This window comes from Plesiomonas sp. PI-19 (genome assembly GCF_021368255.1).
GTDB lineage: Bacteria > Pseudomonadota > Gammaproteobacteria > Enterobacterales > CAMTGL01 > Plesiomonas > Plesiomonas shigelloides.
Window position 1 is genome coordinate 1,128,219 of the sequence record NZ_JAJNMQ010000001.1, and the last position, 16,270, is coordinate 1,144,488.

The following is a 16,270-nucleotide window of genomic DNA, read 5'->3' on the forward strand; positions in this document are numbered from 1 at the left end:
ATCCTTGACCCGGATAGAACAAAGTGTGAGCTTAGGCTTGTTTATTATTACCGGCGAGCACCGATAAAGCATCAATGTCATTGATGGTGATGTACTTACCTTTCACCGCCAGAATGTTGCTCTTCTGGAAGCGGCCCAGCAGACGGCTGATGGTTTCGACAGTCAATCCCAGATAATTGCCGATATCACCACGGGTCATAGTCAGGCGAAATTCGCGTGGTGAGAAGCCGCGCGCCGCAAAACGACGTGACAGGTTATAGATAAACGCCGCCAAACGCTCTTCCGCGTTTTTCTTAGACAGCAACAGGATCATATCCTGATCGCCTTTGATTTCGCTGCTCATCAGACGCATCATCTGCTGACGCAGTTTAGGCATCTTGCCCGACAGGTCATCGAGGATCTCGAACGGAATTTCGCATACCATCGAGGTTTCCAGTGCCTGAGCAAAGCTTGGGTGCGCCATGTTATTGATGGCGTCAAAGCCCACCAGATCGCCGGCCAGATGGAAGGCAGTGATCTGCTCATCACCTTGTTCGGTGATGGTGTAGCTCTTGATCGTGCCGGAGCGGATCGCGTACAGGGATTTAAGCTCATCTCCTGCTTTGAACAGCGCCTGACCTTTTTGAATCGGTTTCTTGCGTTCAATAATGTTATCGAGCTGATCCAGTTCGCTTTCATTCAGCGTGAAAGGAATACATAACTGACTGATGCTGCAGTCCTGACAGTGGATGGCACAGCCACCGGATTGAATGCGTCGTATCGTCTTTTTCTCTGGGATCATAACGTATAACACTACCTGACATTGATATGGGTCAATTTTACCATGTTTAAGCGCATAGTTGTTAACTATGTCAACTGCTGAATAGCGATATACGCAGTTTGTGCGCCATATAACAAAAGTAGCACGGCAGATGTGCGTTTAAATAGCATCCCGGAGAGAAAATTTCGCAGCTGAGACGCAGCTTGTCCGACCACTAACATGGCCGGTAAGGTGCCCAGACCAAAGCCTAACATGATGGCCGCGCCCGACAGCGCACTGCCGGATGCCGATGCCCACGTGAGAGTGGAGTACACCAATCCGCACGGCAACCAACCCCAGACAAAGCCAAGAGGCAACGCCATAAACGGATTTTTCAGTGGGATCATCGCTTGAACCAGCGGTTTAACGCGTTTCCACACATGTTGGCCGAGGGCTTCAAAACGCTGTAGCCCAAACCACCATTGCCCCATGTACAGGCCAAGCGCAATCATCATCACGGCGGCCAGCAAGCGTAAAACCAGCAATAAGGTTTTGCCGGCGGCGAGATCCGCCAGTGAGGCAAAGAGCCCGCCGAGCAGTAAGCCTGCTAAAGAATAAGCCAAAATACGGCCGATATTGTACAGCAGCAGATAGCCCGTTTTACGCCAGAGCGAGTTTTGATCCGGTAAAGCAAAGGTCAAGGCGGCGGCTACGCCTCCACACATGCCTAAGCAGTGGCCTGCGCCAGCTAAGCCGACCAATACTGCTCCGGTGGCACTCAATGTGATCATGCTAATGGCCCCTGATCTGGGTTTTTAGTTTGTGTTTTGCTATCAGGCTTGTTAGCTGCTGGACGCGCAGCGCTAGGCTGCTCATCTTCCTCAAACAGAATTTGCATCCCTTGGCGATTTAAATCTTCAAATTGCTCAGATTTCACCGCCCACAGAAACACCAGTACTGCCACCAGCACGAACAACATGGCGATCGGAACCAGTACATAAATAATATCCATCTTGCGCTACCTCATTAAACGCAACGAGTTAAGCACCACAATCAGCGAGCTGGCCGACATGCCGATAGCGGCCAGATACGGAGGAAGCATGCCGCTGATCGCCAGGGGTAAAATCACCAAGTTGTAGCCGAGTGACCACGCCAAGTTTTCACGGATAATTCGGCGAGTTCGGCGTGCCAAATGCAGCGCCTGCGGTAAACGATCCAGTTTATCGGACAGCAAAACCATGTCAGCAGCGTTTTTCGCCAAGTCGGTTCCACTACCCATTGCCACCGATAAGTGCGCACCGGCTAAGACCGGCGCATCGTTCACGCCATCGCCGACCATCATTACTATCTCACCTTGTTGCTGACGTTGTTGTAGGTAATTGAGTTTGTCTTGTGGCGATAATCCTTTATGCCAATCAGCTAGCGGCAATTGTGCGGCAATGTAATCGGCGGCGCCGGAGCGATCGCCGGTGAGCAGCGAAAGTTGAATACCGCGCTGATTTAGGTGAGTAAGGCTAGCCAGAGCATCGTCACGTAATGGGTCTTGCAGCCAGAAGCAGGCTAGCAGCTGTGTTTCATTTGCCAGATAGACCGGCAAAACTCCCGCCGGCACATCGCTAGGCTGGCGGTGAGCCTGCTCTGTGGTAGCAACGTTTGTGTTGGCCAACGCTGCGCAAGCAAAATCATAGTGTCCGATACGATAAACCGTGCCGTTAATACGGGCGCGGATACCATTACCGGTGACAATTTCTGCTTGTTCGGCGCTGTACGCGCTCGGTGAGCCGGAGTTCACGGAGGTATTGCTGAGATGCTGAAATACCCGCGCTATCGGGTGGGCACTGTGCGCTTCCAGTGCGGCGGCCAGAGCCAGTACGTCGGCACTTGAGCGTTGTGCTGTTAGCACATCAGTGCGCACCAGTGACATGCGTCCTTCGGTGATGGTGCCGGTTTTATCCAGTACGATCCGATTGACCTGACATAAGGTCTCTAACGCATGCCCTTTACGGACTAACAGCCCCATTTGGCTTAGGCGCGAGATGACGCATGTAACGGCGGTCGGCGTAGCTAGGGCTAATGCACACGGGCAGGTAGCCACCAATACGGAAAGCGTCACCCAGAATGCTTTTTCGGGCTCATACAGGTGCCAGCCGAACCATGTCATGGCGGCAATCAGCAGCAAGGCCCACACAAAGTAACGGGCAATCCGATCGGCAATCAGCACAATGGCCGGTTTGGTCTGCAGCGCTTGATCTTGCAGGCGTAAAATGGATGCTAGCAGGCTGTCGGCACCGGTGTGGGTGACTTGCGCCGTTAAGCTGCCTTCGCCGTTAACGGTACCGGCGTACACTGGATCGTGTTTTTGTTTAGTGACCGGTAAGTATTCACCGGTCAGCATGGATTCGTTGACGTCACTGATTCCATCGGTAATACAAGAATCGGCCGGGACTCGCTCGCCGGGGCGGATGATAATCCGATCGCCCGGGCGGAGGCTTTTGGCCGCCACTTGTTCGCCGTTTTCCCGTGTGGCGATGCTGGGCACCAATTTAAGCAAATTGCTGGTGGCCTCAGTGGCTAAGCGCCGCACGCGCATCTCCAGAAAACGCCCCAGTAACAAGAAAAAGGCAAACATGGTGATGGATTCAAAGTACACCTCGCCTTGATTGGTGATAGTGGCGTAAGCACTGGCAATGTAGGCACCAATTAAGGCAAAAGAAACCGGAACATCCATATTCAGTGTGCGAGCCTTGAGGCTGCGCCAAGCACTGTAATAGAAGGGCAGGGAAGCGTAGAGGATCACCGGCGTCGACATGATGAGGCTAACCCAGCGAAAATACCAACGCTGGGTCGCATCCAAATCACTGAACATTTCAAGATACAGGGCAACGGCGACCATCATCACCTGCATGCTGGCTAAACCGGCGATCCCCAGTTTACGCAGGTAGCTGTTCATTTCGCGCCGGTATTGCTGCTCTTGGCTGGCGACTTCAAACGGCGCGGCTTGGTAACCTAAGCGGCGCAGGCGCGCCAGTAATTCGCTGAGGCGCACTTGCGCCGGATCCCAACGCAGCAATGCGCGCTGTGCGGTGGCATTGACCTGAATACTGAGTACGCCATCGCTTTGGCCAAGGTGTTTTTCAATCAGCCATGCGCAGGCTGCGCATGTCACGCCATCAAGCGATAGGCTGATTTCATTTCGAGTTTCATTGCCTTGGTTATTTTGGTGCACGAATTCGGCTTGTACTTCAGGCAAGTCGTAGTGTTGCAGATTTTTCAGCTCGTCCGGAACCAACTCGCTTCGTGATGCAGGCGTTGTACGGTACTGGTAATAGGATGTCAGTCCGCTGTCGACAATGGTCTGAGCGACGGCTTGGCAGCCGGGACAGCACATAGCGCGCGGCTCGTTGAACAGAATAACCTCATAGCGGCTACCGGGTGGAACCGGCTCCCCGCAGTGATAGCAGGCATGAACAGCATCCATAATATACAACTTCCATTATTAACGGTGCCCGGAGAAGGAAAATAGCGCGCTGGATGGCAATGTGATGGACTCTTGTAGCCGCCAGCCCGAGTCGAACGGCTCGATACTCACTTGCCACTTGCCGGTGATCGCCGATGGCAGATCAAAGCGGTACACCCCATTGTAATCGGCGTTGATCATCAGATTGAAATCATGATCTTGCAAGGTCGGGTGATAGAAATAGATCTTAAGAGCAGGGAAGGCGGGGAGTTCACCTTTTTTCAGCGTCAAGCGCGCTTGCTCGCCGACAATCAGCAAATCGCCTTGGATATGCAGTTGTTCAGCCAATTGCAAACGGCTGATATCTTCGTTGATGGCTTTGCCTTTGTTGTAATAATCATCTACCACCAAACTGTCACGGTGGGTAATGGCCAATTTTAGGGTGTAAAAACTGGCTGCAACCGCGGCAAGGGGGAGCAGGATCAGAAACCAAGGCCAGAACTGCTTATACCAGACCTGTTGTGTCATTGTGTTTATCCGTCCCTGTGAGTTTTTCGTCCAAATTGCTTCATGCTCATTAACGCACGCAAGTTGGTTCCTGTTGAGACGGTTGCCGGACGGACAGCAGTGCTGCGTCGTCCAGCAATCGTGTTTTCATTGTGTTACGTCTAGCTATGTTTGCGTTTAGCGATGTTTTAGCGGGTAACGGTTAATCAATGCGCGGCTTTTGCCGGTTCATTGGTTGCCATACCGGCTTGTCCGCCGTTATTTTGGCTCAAGCTAAACACATAAGCGGCCAACAGATGGACTTTATCGTCACCCAGAATGGATTGCCATGCTGGCATCTGTCCATTACGGCCATATTTCACCGTTTCTTCGACATTGGCACGGGTTCCGCCGTACAGCCAAATCTGGTCAGTCAGGTTTGGTGCACCGACAGCAGGGTTACCTTTACCATCCGGACCATGACAAGCGGCACACAGCACAAAACGTTTTTTGCCGGCTTCCGCTTCCCGTGGGTCGACCTTACGGCCGGACAAACTTAAGGCGTAGCTGACAACTTCACGAACGCCATCTGGGCCTAAGGTGTCTTTCCACGCTGGCATTGCACCGATACGACCATGCAAAATGGTGGTTTTGATCACTTCCGGCTCTCCGCCGTACAGCCAATCATTGTCGGTCAGGTTCGGGAAGCCTTTTTGTCCGCGCGCATCTGACCCGTGGCACAGGGCGCAGTTTTGCAAGAATAACGCTTTCCCAACTTTCATGGCGTTCGGATCATTTGCCACTTCGGTCAACGGACGGAAGGTTGTGCCATCAGCCTGATAAGCCAGCTTTTTAAAGGTTTCGCCGAAGGTTTTGTCGGCTTGAGCCTTTTCTTGGTCGTATTGCACGTATTGGCCAGCGGCCTTGGCTTTTTCGACCGCGGCATTCGACTCTTGCAACGACAACACGCTCTGGTTAGCACTGTGCCAGCCGAGCAAGTTACCCCATGCACCTAAGCCTGGATACAGCACCAGATAGCCCAACGCAAACACGATGGTCATCCAGAACATGTAGCGCCACCATTTTGGTAGCGGGTTGTTGATTTCTTTAATGCCGTCGTAGCTGTGGCCCATGTCAGAGCCTTCATCGACGCCCATTTTATCTTTTGTACACCACCACAACAGGACGCCGCAGCCAAAGATCGTGGCCAGCGTGATGATGGTGATCCAAAGTGTCCAGAAAAGACTCATGCTTGCTTACTCCCTGCAGGCGTCTGTGATTCCTGTGGTGGTGTCTGCTCGTCGGCAAAAACCAGATTGGCGGCTTCGTCAAAACGGGCCTTCTGTTTTTTGCTGTAAGCCCAGACGATGATGCCAAGGAAACTGACAAAGACCACCACAGTGTAGATGCTGTGAATGACTCCGAAATCCATCTGCATACTCCTTATTTCATCGCCAGACCGAGGGACTGCAGATAGGCAATCAGCGCATCCATTTCGGTTTTACCTTTTACATCCGCACCGGCAGAGGCAATTTGCGCTTCGGTGTAAGGAACCCCGAAATTATCGCGAAACAGTGCCAGCTTCTTACCGGTGAGCTCACCGGTCAGCACATTTTCTTCCAACCATGGGAAAGCGGGCATGTTGGACTCCGGTACAACGGAACGCGGGTCTAACAGGTGCTCACGGTGCCAAGTATCGGAGTAACGGCCACCAACGCGCGCCAGATCCGGGCCCGTACGCTTAGAGCCCCACAAGAAGGGGTGCTCCCATACCGATTCACCGGCCACAGAGTAGTGGCCGTAACGCTCGGTTTCGGCGCGCAGCGGACGCACCATCTGGCTATGGCAGGTGTGGCAACCTTCGCGAATATAAATATCGCGCCCTTCCATCTGTAAGGCGGTGTAAGGCTTGAGGTTGGAGACCGGTTGAGTGGTCTCTTTCTGGAACATCAGCGGCACAATCTCTACCAGCCCGCCGAGGCTGATCGCAACCACGATCAGGATAGCTAACAGGCCGATATTTTTTTCCACGATCTCGTGGCGGTTGTTCTGACTGCTCATTGTTATTCTTCCCTGTCAGGCTGGTTCACCGGCAGCTTTGTTCACTGGATCGAGTTCCGTGCTGCTATCCGTAATGGTTTTATAGGTGTTATAGGCCATCACAAACATGCCGGTGATGATGAATAAGCCGCCGACAAACCGGATGAAATAGAACGGATAAGATGCCTGTAACGCTTCCACAAATGAGTAGGTCAGGGTGCCATCGGCATTGACAGCACGCCACATCAGGCCTTGCATGACACCGGAGATCCACATGGACACGATGTACAACACCGTACCAATGGTCGCCAGCCAGAAGTGCACGTTGATAAGACGGGTGCTGTACATCTTCTCGCGGTGGAACAAGGCTGGGATCAGGTGATACAGCGAGCCAATAGTGACCAACGCTACCCAGCCCAGCGCACCAGAGTGCACGTGACCAACGGTCCAATCAGTGTAGTGGGACAGGGCGTTGACGGTTTTGATCGCCATCATTGGGCCTTCGAAGGTTGACATCCCGTAGAAGGAGAGGGAAACCACCAAAAAGCGCAGTATCGGATCATCCCGCAGCTTATGCCAAGCACCAGACAGGGTCATAATGCCATTGATCATACCGCCCCAAGAAGGCACGAACAGGATCACAGACATCACCATGCCGAGGGTTTGCGTCCAGTCAGGCAGCGCGGTGTAGTGTAAATGGTGCGGACCGGCCCAGATATACAAGGAGATCAGCGCCCAGAAGTGCACGATGGACAGACGGTATGAATACACCGGACGGCCCGCTTGTTTCGGAACGAAATAGTACATCATGCCGAGGAAACCGGCGGTCAGCAGGAAGCCTACAGCGTTGTGCCCGTACCACCACTGTACCATTGCATCGACTGCACCGGAGTACAGCGAATAGGATTTGGTCAGGGTCAGTGGGATCGCCATACTGTTAACAATGTGCAATACGGCCACGGTGATGATAAAGGCACCGAAGAACCAGTTGGCAACATAGATATGGGAGACTTTACGCTTGGCGATGGTGCCAAAGAAGCAGATAGCATAGGCCACCCACACAATGGCGATCAGGATATCAATCGGCCATTCCAGCTCGGCGTACTCTTTGGACGTGGTAAATCCCATCGGCAGCGAGATCGCTGCACACAGGATCACTAACTGCCAGCACCAGAACACAAATTGCGCTAATTTGGGCGCAAAGAGAGCGGTTTGCGATGTTCGTTGGACAACATAAAACGATGTTGCCATCAACGCCGAGGTTCCAAAGGCAAAGATGACCGCATTGGTATGTAACGGACGTAAGTGGCTATAAGTCAGCCACGGTGTTTCGAAGTTAAGCTGAGGCCAAATAAGTTGCGCAGCAATCAGAACACCTACAGACATGCCCACAATGCCCCAGACCAAGGTCATGATGGCGAATTGGCGCACGACTGTATAGTTGTAAGTTTGCTCAAGCGTATTCATCTGTTGGGTCATGATGACGTGCTTCCGCTGTTGTCACTATCAACTACACTAATGTATCCCTGTGCAGGAACATCTCTGTTTTGCCGCGTCCGGAAGAGAGGCTCTGTCCGGTTTTTTTGCTACTTACTGTAAACGCGGCATTTTCCGTTTCCGATTCTACTTGAGTCATGCATGAAGTGCAGCAAAAAAAGCACACATTTGTTACGGTGAGATAACAAATTTGTGGGTATCGTAACGGTGTATGAGGTTGTAAGGCACTTATAGTGCTAAGCGCTTATATAGCTTGTGTGATTCAGCTCGTGTGGTTGAGTGGCTAAATAGCGCTGCCACAGCTGGTGCTGCTAGCTAAGTGTGCGGGTTAATCCACTTAGCACACTGAGGTGCGATCAATACGGGTGTTATGACACGCGCTAACTCGCTGACTTTTATCGCTGACAATAGCGATATCAGCGAAATAATTAGCATTAACACCGATAACCAAAGCACCATAAATCAGTACAATAGAGCGAGAGTTGAGAGCGTATCAGCGCCAATCGCATCATCGCCAATTTAGGTACGCGCGTTATGCGTAATGACGTGAACATTCAGTAATAGCAATAAAGGAGTAAATGTGGCTGCCGAGAAACTCACCCGTGCACGGTTAATCCAGCTGATTGTGGTGTTAATTATCTTTCTGGCGTTAGTGGCGTGGCGGACGTGGTCATTTTATGAAACCCGCGCACAACAACAAACCGATATGACGAACGGCAGTGCTCCATCAGCCAGTACGCTGTGCAATTTAAATCTGCAGAGCTGCGCATTGGAAAGTAAAGCTGGTGCTGCGATAACCTTGGAATTATCGCCACTGCCGCCACAGGCCGAAAGTGAGTTGCAGTTACGTTTATCTGGCTTACCGGCTACGGTAGTACCGCAAGGCACGGTTGAAGGGCGCGATATGTATATGGGCGTGATCCCGCTGGTATTTACTCGCCAAGGCGATGATTGGATTGCCTCTTTCCAAGTGGGTTCTTGCACCAGTGACAAGATGGTGTGGCTGGTGAATGTGGTAGCCGCAGGCGAGAGCTATCCGCTGTTATTTGATGTTGCTAAATAGATGAGTCTGCGCGTGATTGCCTTACGGTAATGCAAACATGCAGTGCACATCTTGAAAATCAGTGCGTAAAAGGGAATTCAACAGTGCAATAACACAACACGAGGCATCAGCAGTTCCTCCGTGATATCCCGTTAGGATCGAGGAAAGATCCAGCAAGGAGTTAGCGATGAGCGATGGAAATAAGGCGATATTGCCGGTTAGCATTCGGGTTAGGGGTTATCATCTGGATGCCTATCAGCATGTGAATAATGCGCGGTATCTGGAGTTTTTGGAGGAGGCGCGTTGGCATTGGCTGGAAACCAGCGGTGATTTAGCTTGGTATATGCAGCGTGGTGTTGGCTTTGTGATTGCGAATATCAATATTAATTATCGCAAGCCGGCGCTGCTCAATCAGCATTTGAGCGTCGATTGTCATCTGGAGCGTCTGGGGGAGCGCAGTGGGGTGTTACAACAACGCATTGTATGTGTCGAAAGTGGTGATCTGATTGCTGATGCAGCGATCACCTTTGTCTGCGTGGATATGAAAACGCAAAAGGTGTTGGCCTTGGAGGGTGATTTACGTGAGCGTTTGGAGCAAGGCTTCGCCCGTGGTTGTGGCGCAACGACCTGATCTATAACTTAAGCTAAGCAGTTTAGTCGCGCTGGATTTAGTCGCAGCGGCTTAGCAACAGCCAATCAACAGTAATAGCAAGAAACGGTAGTTTAGCGGTTGTGTCTGAATTCGAATGTTATTTTAAGCCGCAGTTTGATGTCGTTATGATTCAAACTGCGGCTTTTAAGACGGTTCTGTTAAGCAATAGTCCCGTAACTCGTAGGTTTACGCGACCAGAGCCTGATTTAAAAAGGCATGTTTGCGTTGCTCAAAGCGGCTGACTAAGTCGTTGACGGCATCTTGCTGATATGGGATCAGACCGCTAGCGACCATGCGTTTGCGTCCCATGCCCACTTCTTTACCATTTTCGGTAAAGACAAATTCTAGCGTTACATTGCCGCGTTTCCCTTCGATATCCATACTGGCATTGCTCAGGCGTACGCTTGGGCGCGCCAGCTCCAGTGATGACATCTCCAGTGACATGCTTTCATAAATCACCAACGGGCGCGTTGGATGGATCATGTGCTGGGTTTGTTCCATCAGCGGAACCATGATATGTGGGAAATTCATACCGGAAAATGCCACATAGCTGCGGATCACTTGCTCGGTGATGTGGCTATCAAAGGTCGTCTCCCCTGATGTGGCAACATTGAGGTAGTTTTTACCGCTGTCATCGGTTACACACCACAGCTGCTGATCTTCGCTATTGAGGCTAAGAGTCACACCATCAGAAACCATACCGGCAAAATCAAAATGCATGTGTTGGCTCAGGCCGATTTTGCTCATGATCAGGGCAAACAGCAGGTCACCCGGTACACAAAAGCGCTTGGCATCGGGATCGTGGATGGGGTTGAAGTCGCCGGCGATGCGTTTGGCAAAGTGACTGGCCTGCTCGCGGCTGAAGTGAAAGCTGTCTGCGGCTGATTGGTAATACGGCTGAAGGAACATGGCATCAGATCTTCTGATTAATAACATGACAGCAGTGTAGCTAAATTTTCGTGGTCAAATGGTCTAGCCAGTTAAGTGATCGGAGGTGTGGCCTGTTACTGGCTAACGCAGTTGTGCGGTGATGAGCGAATTGCGAGTACTTGAGCGGCAGAGATGTGTGAGGAGAAACGAATGAAAAATGAGGAGAGAAAGAGGACATCAGATGCATTATCTGTGTCCTCTTATTGTATGGTTTTTGGGCGGTATATTTATCGATTTTATCGACAGCTAGCATGCCCTTGTGGCTACGCTAGCCCGCATAACATCTGAAAAATTAAGCCATTAACAAAATACGCGCGACCACTTCAGGGGTGATGTCTTTGTGCTCGCCCAGTGCCGTCATGTGGTGACGTTTGAGTGAGGAAACCACTTTTTCCGCAGCATCTTTGGCATTGATACCGTAATCGGCCAGATGCGTTTTTACACGCATCATTTCAAAAAACTCGCGGGTTTTCTCGATGGCTTTGTTGATGCGATGCTCGTCTTTACCATCACGCAAGCCCCAGATGCGTTCGGCATATTGCAGCAGTTTTTGCTTTTTCTGCTCGCGCTGTACATCCAGCAATACAGGCAAAACGATAGCCAAGGTTTGCGCATGATCCAAACCGTACGCCGCGGTGAGCTCGTGGCCAATGGCGTGAGTTGACCAGTCTTGTGGCACGCCCACACCAATCAAACCGTTCAGTGCCATAGTAGCACTCCACATGATGTTGGCGCGGATGTCGTAATCTGTTGGGGTGGCCAGCGCGCGTGGGCCTTCTTCCAGCAAGGTCAGCAACAGACCTTCGGCAAAACGATCTTGCACTTTGGCATTGACCGGATAGGTCAGGTATTGCTCCAGAATATGGATAAACGCATCGACAACGCCGTTACTGATTTGCCGCTCTGGCAAGGTATAGGTTTTGGTTGGGTCAAGTACCGCGTGTTGTGGATAGACGCGTGGGCTGGCGAAAGCCAGTTTACTGTGATCGGATTTACGGCTGATCACGGCAAAGGAGTTGGTTTCTGAGCCGGTGGCTGGCAGGGTCAGAATGCAGCTCAGCGGCAGTGCGCGCTCAACCGGTGCTTGCTTGCTCAGGATGTCCCACGGATCATCGCCGGTAAAACAGGCCGCAGCGGCAATGAATTTAGTGCCATCCACCACAGATCCACCACCAACAGCCAGCAGGTAGTCAATTTGATGCTCTTTAACGGCCGCGACAGCTTGCATCAAGGTTTCGTAAGACGGATTCGGCTCGATGCCACCGAATTCAAAGAATGTGTGTTTGTGCAGGACTTGGCGTACTTCATCCAATGTGCCAAAGCGGATCACGCTGCCACCACCATAAGTGATCAGGATCCGCGCATCGGCCGGAATACGCTCGGCCAGCCGGGCAATTTGCTGCTGACCGAACAATACTTCGGTCGGGTTATAAAAAACAAAAGACTCCATGAGATCAGCTCCTTAAATGTCTACATGCTGCCGGGGAGACCTGCTATCAGATGTGCTCCAGCCTAATCCAAAATGGCTACCGGTGATGTTTTTATTGATTGCCGGTTGTAATGAAAGATTATCTGTCTATCTAAGTAAAGTGGCGACATTATTTTGCTGGTTTTTTGTCTTTGGCGGTATTTTGCAATATCCCCTTCCTACTTGAAGCTGCAGCGGTGTTGGCTACGTTCGTTCACCCCAATCACATAGTTTGTCTATGCTCATGGGGATTCACTCACTTGCCGCCTACCTGCAGCTTCACGTTGTTTGGGTATAGATGTGGCAGTTATGACGTTTTAGACACTGTTTTGTTTTGCTGGCTGACAAGGTTTACGTTACATATCTGTGGGCATCATCGACGTAAGGTATCGACAGTATTATGCAAAATTATTTTTCCAGCCCGTTTGCGGGTAAATCGCTCCAAGAACAAATTACCAATAAGAACATTATTGCAGGTCGACATAGCTATTATTCTGGTTATTACCATGGTCATAGTTTTGATGACTGTGCGCGCTACCTAAGTCCTGATAGGGATGATGTCGATAAGCTGCGCATCGGCAATTTCTGCTCTATCGGCTCTGGGGCGGTATTTATGATGGCGGGCAACCAAGGGCACCGGACCGATTGGGTATCAACGTTTCCTTTTTTCTATATGGACAATCCGCTGTTTTCTGCGGCGCAAGATGGCTTTGTGCGTGCAGGAGACACCGAAATTGGGCATGACGTGTGGATTGGCACTGAGGCGATGATCATGCCGGGGGTTAAAGTCGGTAATGGCGCGGTGATTGCTAGCCGAGCTTTGGTGACCAAGGATGTCGCGCCGTATGAGATTGTCGGTGGGCATCCGGCCAAGCATATCCGTTTTCGTTTTGACGAGGCGGCCATTGCGCAGTTGCAGGAGATGCAGTGGTGGCTGTGGCCGGATGAAGTGATTGCGCCTGCGGTATCGCGACTGTGTGCCGGTGACGTAGCCGGTTTATATGCTTACTGGTGTGAGCAGGTGCGAAGTGGCGCAATTGCCGTAGCAAACTGACGGATCTGTGTTTCTAATGCGGAGCGATGTTTTTCCAACTCCTTCAGACGGTTGACGTTGGCTCCGGAGGGATGCGGGAAACCGGATAAAATTTGTGAGGCATCCACGCAGCCTTCGCTGGCCAGTTGCTGTAAAACCTCTTCGACAGCTTTGCCTAGCGGAATGAGTAAGACGTGATCTTTGTGCTGCAACTGGCCGAACTCGTGCGCAAAGGTGTGACGTGCGTAGTTCATCAGTAGCGCTGTCTTACCCAGTTTGGGCGTATGGCCGGTGTAGTTGGTGCCTTTGACAAAAACGGGATAGGGGATCAGTGACACTGTGTGTAACCAATGATCTTGTTCATCAAATAAGGCGGCGCAGCTGGCCAGACCTAACGCTTGGTTTAGGTGCAGGCTGTCGAGCATGTTGATGATATTGGTGCGCATGCTGCCACTAAAACGAGCGGCCACTTTGCATTCGTATTGAATGGTGGCCAGTGACTTTGCGGCTACCAGCCCACGATGCGCGGTGACAAAGGCTTGTGACATCTGCTGAAAGCCGGGCGTGATCCCCACGATAAAGACGCGAGCTTGTGAGTTGGCGTATTCGTTGTGTGGCGCGTAGTAAATCTCCAACGTGCCGGATTTTTCTAGCAGAAAATCGGGAATCAGTAGATCGTTGCGCGTATAGCTCGGTTTATCTGGCAGTGCGGCGATGCGAGTTTGGTAATCGACAAGTGTCTTGTGCATTTGAGTTCGGTTTCAATTGAGGTCAGTCGAGAGTGTTTGCCCATTGCCCATTGCCCATTGCCCATTGCCCATTGCGACTTACTCATTGTGCACGGCAAGGCGTTATTGCTGCTATGCCGAGTTTTGGGAGCGTAGGCCTGATGGCAGGGCGCAAACATAATGTTATTATCAGGTTATGGTAAACCACCACTCTTGTATAACGCTATTTTAGAACGGTATGTCTGTTGAACAATTGCTTGAGCCTGTGTACCAGTTTTTACAGGCGGTGACGCCCGATAGCTGGATCACTGAGGCGAGAAAGCCCGAAAATTTGCCGGTGATTTTACGCGATCATCTGTTGTGCGAGCTAAAAGCGGCGCAAAGTGCGCTGTTTTTGATTCGTCGCTATGCCGTGGAGCCCGAAAGTGCCGCGATGCTCAATGCGTGGCTGCAGCCTTATGAGGATCTGGCGTATCGCCGATTAGGCTCTGTGGAGACGCTGCGTGGGAAAAGTGCGGCATCGAAACAGGTGATTGTGCGTGCAGATTGCCGTTATGGTGCGGAGCTGGTGGATAAGATGGTGCTGCTGATCAAAGAAGAGCTGCATCACTTTTATCAGGTGCTGGAGATCATGGCGCAAAAGCAGATCCCCTATGAGCCGCTGCCCGCGAGTCGGTATGCGAAGAGTATGATGCGTCATGTGCAGCACTTTGAGCCGAATGCGTTGGTCGATAAGCTGATTATCGGCGCGTTTATCGAGGCGCGTTCGTGTGAGCGCTTTGCCAAGCTGGCTCCTTACTTGGATGAGGAGTTAGGGCGATTTTATCTGTCGCTGCTGCGCTCGGAGGCGCGTCACTATCAAGATTATCTGTCATTAGCTCAGGCCGTGGCGGGGCAGGATATCAGTGCGCGTATCGCTTACTTTGCAGCAGTGGAAGCGGAGCTGATTACCTCACCGGATCCGGAGTTTAAATTCCACAGTGGTGTGCCTGTTTGGCACTAAATAGCGAATCAGCGCGGCGGTAGTGTGAGGTTGATGCTGAGTGAGTTATACGGTATCAACACCACGAATTGTTCTTTTTTGCCATAGGTATGTGATGAGCACGAGGTAGGCTGCTTGGCCGCTAAAGATGGGCAGTGTGCTTTGGTTTGCGCTGTAACAGCGTATTGTGCTTTTCCCTCTTTTCCCTCTTTTCCCTCTTGTAGCTCTGTTATGGGCTTTTGCTTTTATCCCTAGTTTATTTAGGGTTTTTGCTTTTCACGCTGAGCGTATAGCGTTGCTGCAAGAGATGTCACGCGTGATGGCCATCACGAAATTTTGCCAGTTGTTGCGGTGTGGGACATTTGTCCGCCTTGGGTGTGTAATATCAGACCTTCGCGACATTTTGCGCTGCGCAGGCTGTTAGCTGGGTGGACTACGGTCCTGTCTTTACCTGCAGAGGAAACTTTATAGTGTTCAGCATGAAAAAGAGCTTATATCCGGACGATTGGCTGGCGATTGTCGAGCTGATCAGCAATGAGCCGGCGCTGTATGAACTGGTAAAACATTGTCCGTTGGACGTGATGCGGCGTTGGCGGTTACTGCAGGTAACTCGTGGAACACTGATTTGTCGTCAGCATGAACCTTGTCGCCATTTTCACCTGATTTTACAAGGCCGGGTGGATGTGTTCTTGGAAACGGATGATGGGCGACGTTATCAGCAGGCCAATTACGGCAAAGGCGACATGCTGGGCGAGTTGGAGATTTTTGAGCAGCGCCCTTACATCTGCTCGGTTGAAGCGACAGAAGATACGCGCTTATTGCGCTTATCACGTGATGATTTTAGCCAGTGGCTAGCACTCGATAATCACTTTAATCAGAGCATGTTACGTACGTTTAGCCAGCAATATTATCGCTTATCGCAAAAAGCGGGGGCCGATAACTTGTATACGCTGCATCAGCGGGTAGCGCTGGCGTTGTGGGAGCAATTTGAGACTCACGGTAGCCCTTGCGCGATGCTGGATAAGCAGCAGTTGAGCCATGAGTTTGCGGCGGCGCCGCGCAGTATTAACCGGATCCTGCATGAGCTGAAAGAGCAGCAAATTATTGCGGTGGATGGTGAACAAATTCGATTGCTGGATGCGCCACGTTTACGTGCGCAAGCCGGTATGTAAGCCGAATTGTCTTCTGTGAAGCATCGGCGTTGACCCGTGTTGCC

The 16,270-nt window shown here is 51.4% G+C and carries 17 protein-coding genes; 5 read left to right on the plus strand and 12 right to left on the minus strand.

Annotated elements, in window-relative coordinates; translation table 11 throughout:
• Positions 1-31 precede the first annotated feature (31 nt).
• The 9 genes from LQ901_RS05105 to ccoN form a co-directional block, all read right to left on the minus strand.
• Positions 32-781, minus strand: coding sequence for an FNR family transcription factor (locus tag LQ901_RS05105; protein WP_010863850.1), 750 nt, complete (start codon positions 779-781; stop codon positions 32-34).
• Between the two features lie 65 nt (positions 782-846).
• Complete coding sequence (locus LQ901_RS05110; RefSeq protein ID WP_233672020.1) at positions 847-1,530, minus strand: sulfite exporter TauE/SafE family protein; 684 nt, start codon at positions 1,528-1,530, stop codon at positions 847-849.
• Positions 1,527-1,751: a cbb3-type cytochrome oxidase assembly protein CcoS gene (ccoS, locus tag LQ901_RS05115; RefSeq protein ID WP_010863848.1), complete on the minus strand. Its 225-nt coding sequence runs from the start codon at positions 1,749-1,751 to the stop codon at positions 1,527-1,529. Before ccoS ends, LQ901_RS05110 begins: the two co-directional genes overlap by 4 nt.
• A 6-nt stretch (positions 1,752-1,757) precedes the next feature.
• Complete coding sequence (locus LQ901_RS05120; protein ID WP_233672021.1) at positions 1,758-4,217, minus strand: heavy metal translocating P-type ATPase; 2,460 nt, start codon at positions 4,215-4,217, stop codon at positions 1,758-1,760.
• Positions 4,218-4,235: 18 nt separating this feature from the next.
• Positions 4,236-4,724 (minus strand): FixH family protein, encoded by a 489-nt coding sequence (locus LQ901_RS05125; RefSeq protein ID WP_233672022.1) that lies wholly within the window; start codon positions 4,722-4,724, stop codon positions 4,236-4,238.
• 185 nt (positions 4,725-4,909) lie between these two features.
• Positions 4,910-5,932: a cytochrome-c oxidase, cbb3-type subunit III gene (gene ccoP / locus LQ901_RS05130; protein ID WP_064977845.1), complete on the minus strand. Its 1,023-nt coding sequence runs from the start codon at positions 5,930-5,932 to the stop codon at positions 4,910-4,912.
• Positions 5,929-6,114 (minus strand): CcoQ/FixQ family Cbb3-type cytochrome c oxidase assembly chaperone, encoded by a 186-nt coding sequence (locus LQ901_RS05135; RefSeq protein ID WP_010863844.1) that lies wholly within the window; start codon positions 6,112-6,114, stop codon positions 5,929-5,931. The genes ccoP and LQ901_RS05135 overlap by 4 nt, the downstream gene beginning before the upstream one ends.
• 11 nt (positions 6,115-6,125) lie before the next feature.
• A complete protein-coding gene (gene ccoO / locus LQ901_RS05140) occupies positions 6,126-6,743 on the minus strand; it encodes a cytochrome-c oxidase, cbb3-type subunit II (protein ID WP_010863843.1) in 618 nt (205 codons plus the stop codon).
• A 15-nt stretch (positions 6,744-6,758) separates the two neighbouring features.
• Positions 6,759-8,201 (minus strand): cytochrome-c oxidase, cbb3-type subunit I, encoded by a 1,443-nt coding sequence (gene ccoN / locus LQ901_RS05145; protein ID WP_233672023.1) that lies wholly within the window; start codon positions 8,199-8,201, stop codon positions 6,759-6,761.
• A gap of 598 nt (positions 8,202-8,799) precedes the next feature.
• Between ccoN and LQ901_RS05150 the strand changes: the two genes are divergently transcribed.
• Both LQ901_RS05150 and LQ901_RS05155 read left to right on the plus strand, forming a co-directional pair.
• A complete protein-coding gene (locus tag LQ901_RS05150; RefSeq protein ID WP_064977844.1) occupies positions 8,800-9,282 on the plus strand; it encodes a hypothetical protein in 483 nt (160 codons plus the stop codon).
• 190 nt (positions 9,283-9,472) lie between these two features.
• Positions 9,473-9,892 carry a thioesterase family protein gene (locus tag LQ901_RS05155; RefSeq protein WP_039044953.1) on the plus strand — a complete coding sequence of 140 codons (420 nt, stop codon included), beginning with the start codon at positions 9,473-9,475 and terminating at the stop codon, positions 9,890-9,892.
• A 207-nt stretch (positions 9,893-10,099) separates the two neighbouring features.
• Here LQ901_RS05155 and LQ901_RS05160 read toward each other — a convergent pair whose 3' ends face one another.
• Together LQ901_RS05160 and LQ901_RS05165 are read right to left on the minus strand one after the other, a co-directional pair.
• A complete protein-coding gene (locus LQ901_RS05160; RefSeq protein ID WP_039044826.1) occupies positions 10,100-10,822 on the minus strand; it encodes a DUF3581 family protein in 723 nt (240 codons plus the stop codon).
• A 313-nt stretch (positions 10,823-11,135) separates the two neighbouring features.
• Positions 11,136-12,293, minus strand: coding sequence for an iron-containing alcohol dehydrogenase (locus LQ901_RS05165; protein WP_152136206.1), 1,158 nt, complete (start codon positions 12,291-12,293; stop codon positions 11,136-11,138).
• 418 nt (positions 12,294-12,711) lie between these two features.
• Here LQ901_RS05165 and catB point away from each other — a divergent pair, with 418 nt between their 5' ends.
• Positions 12,712-13,365, plus strand: coding sequence for a type B chloramphenicol O-acetyltransferase (gene catB / locus LQ901_RS05170; protein WP_064977842.1), 654 nt, complete (start codon positions 12,712-12,714; stop codon positions 13,363-13,365).
• Here the strand turns inward: catB and LQ901_RS05175 are convergent.
• Positions 13,317-14,093: a hypothetical protein gene (locus LQ901_RS05175; RefSeq protein WP_064977841.1), complete on the minus strand. Its 777-nt coding sequence runs from the start codon at positions 14,091-14,093 to the stop codon at positions 13,317-13,319. The two genes, catB and LQ901_RS05175, sit on opposite strands and share 49 nt — an antisense overlap.
• A gap of 217 nt (positions 14,094-14,310) precedes the next feature.
• On the opposite strand from LQ901_RS05175, the gene miaE reads away from it, so the two are divergent.
• A complete protein-coding gene (miaE, locus tag LQ901_RS05180; protein WP_064977840.1) occupies positions 14,311-15,075 on the plus strand; it encodes a tRNA isopentenyl-2-thiomethyl-A-37 hydroxylase MiaE in 765 nt (254 codons plus the stop codon).
• A gap of 458 nt (positions 15,076-15,533) precedes the next feature.
• Positions 15,534-16,226 carry a Crp/Fnr family transcriptional regulator gene (locus LQ901_RS05185; RefSeq protein ID WP_081632875.1) on the plus strand — a complete coding sequence of 231 codons (693 nt, stop codon included), beginning with the start codon at positions 15,534-15,536 and terminating at the stop codon, positions 16,224-16,226.
• Positions 16,227-16,270: the final 44 nt, after the last annotated feature.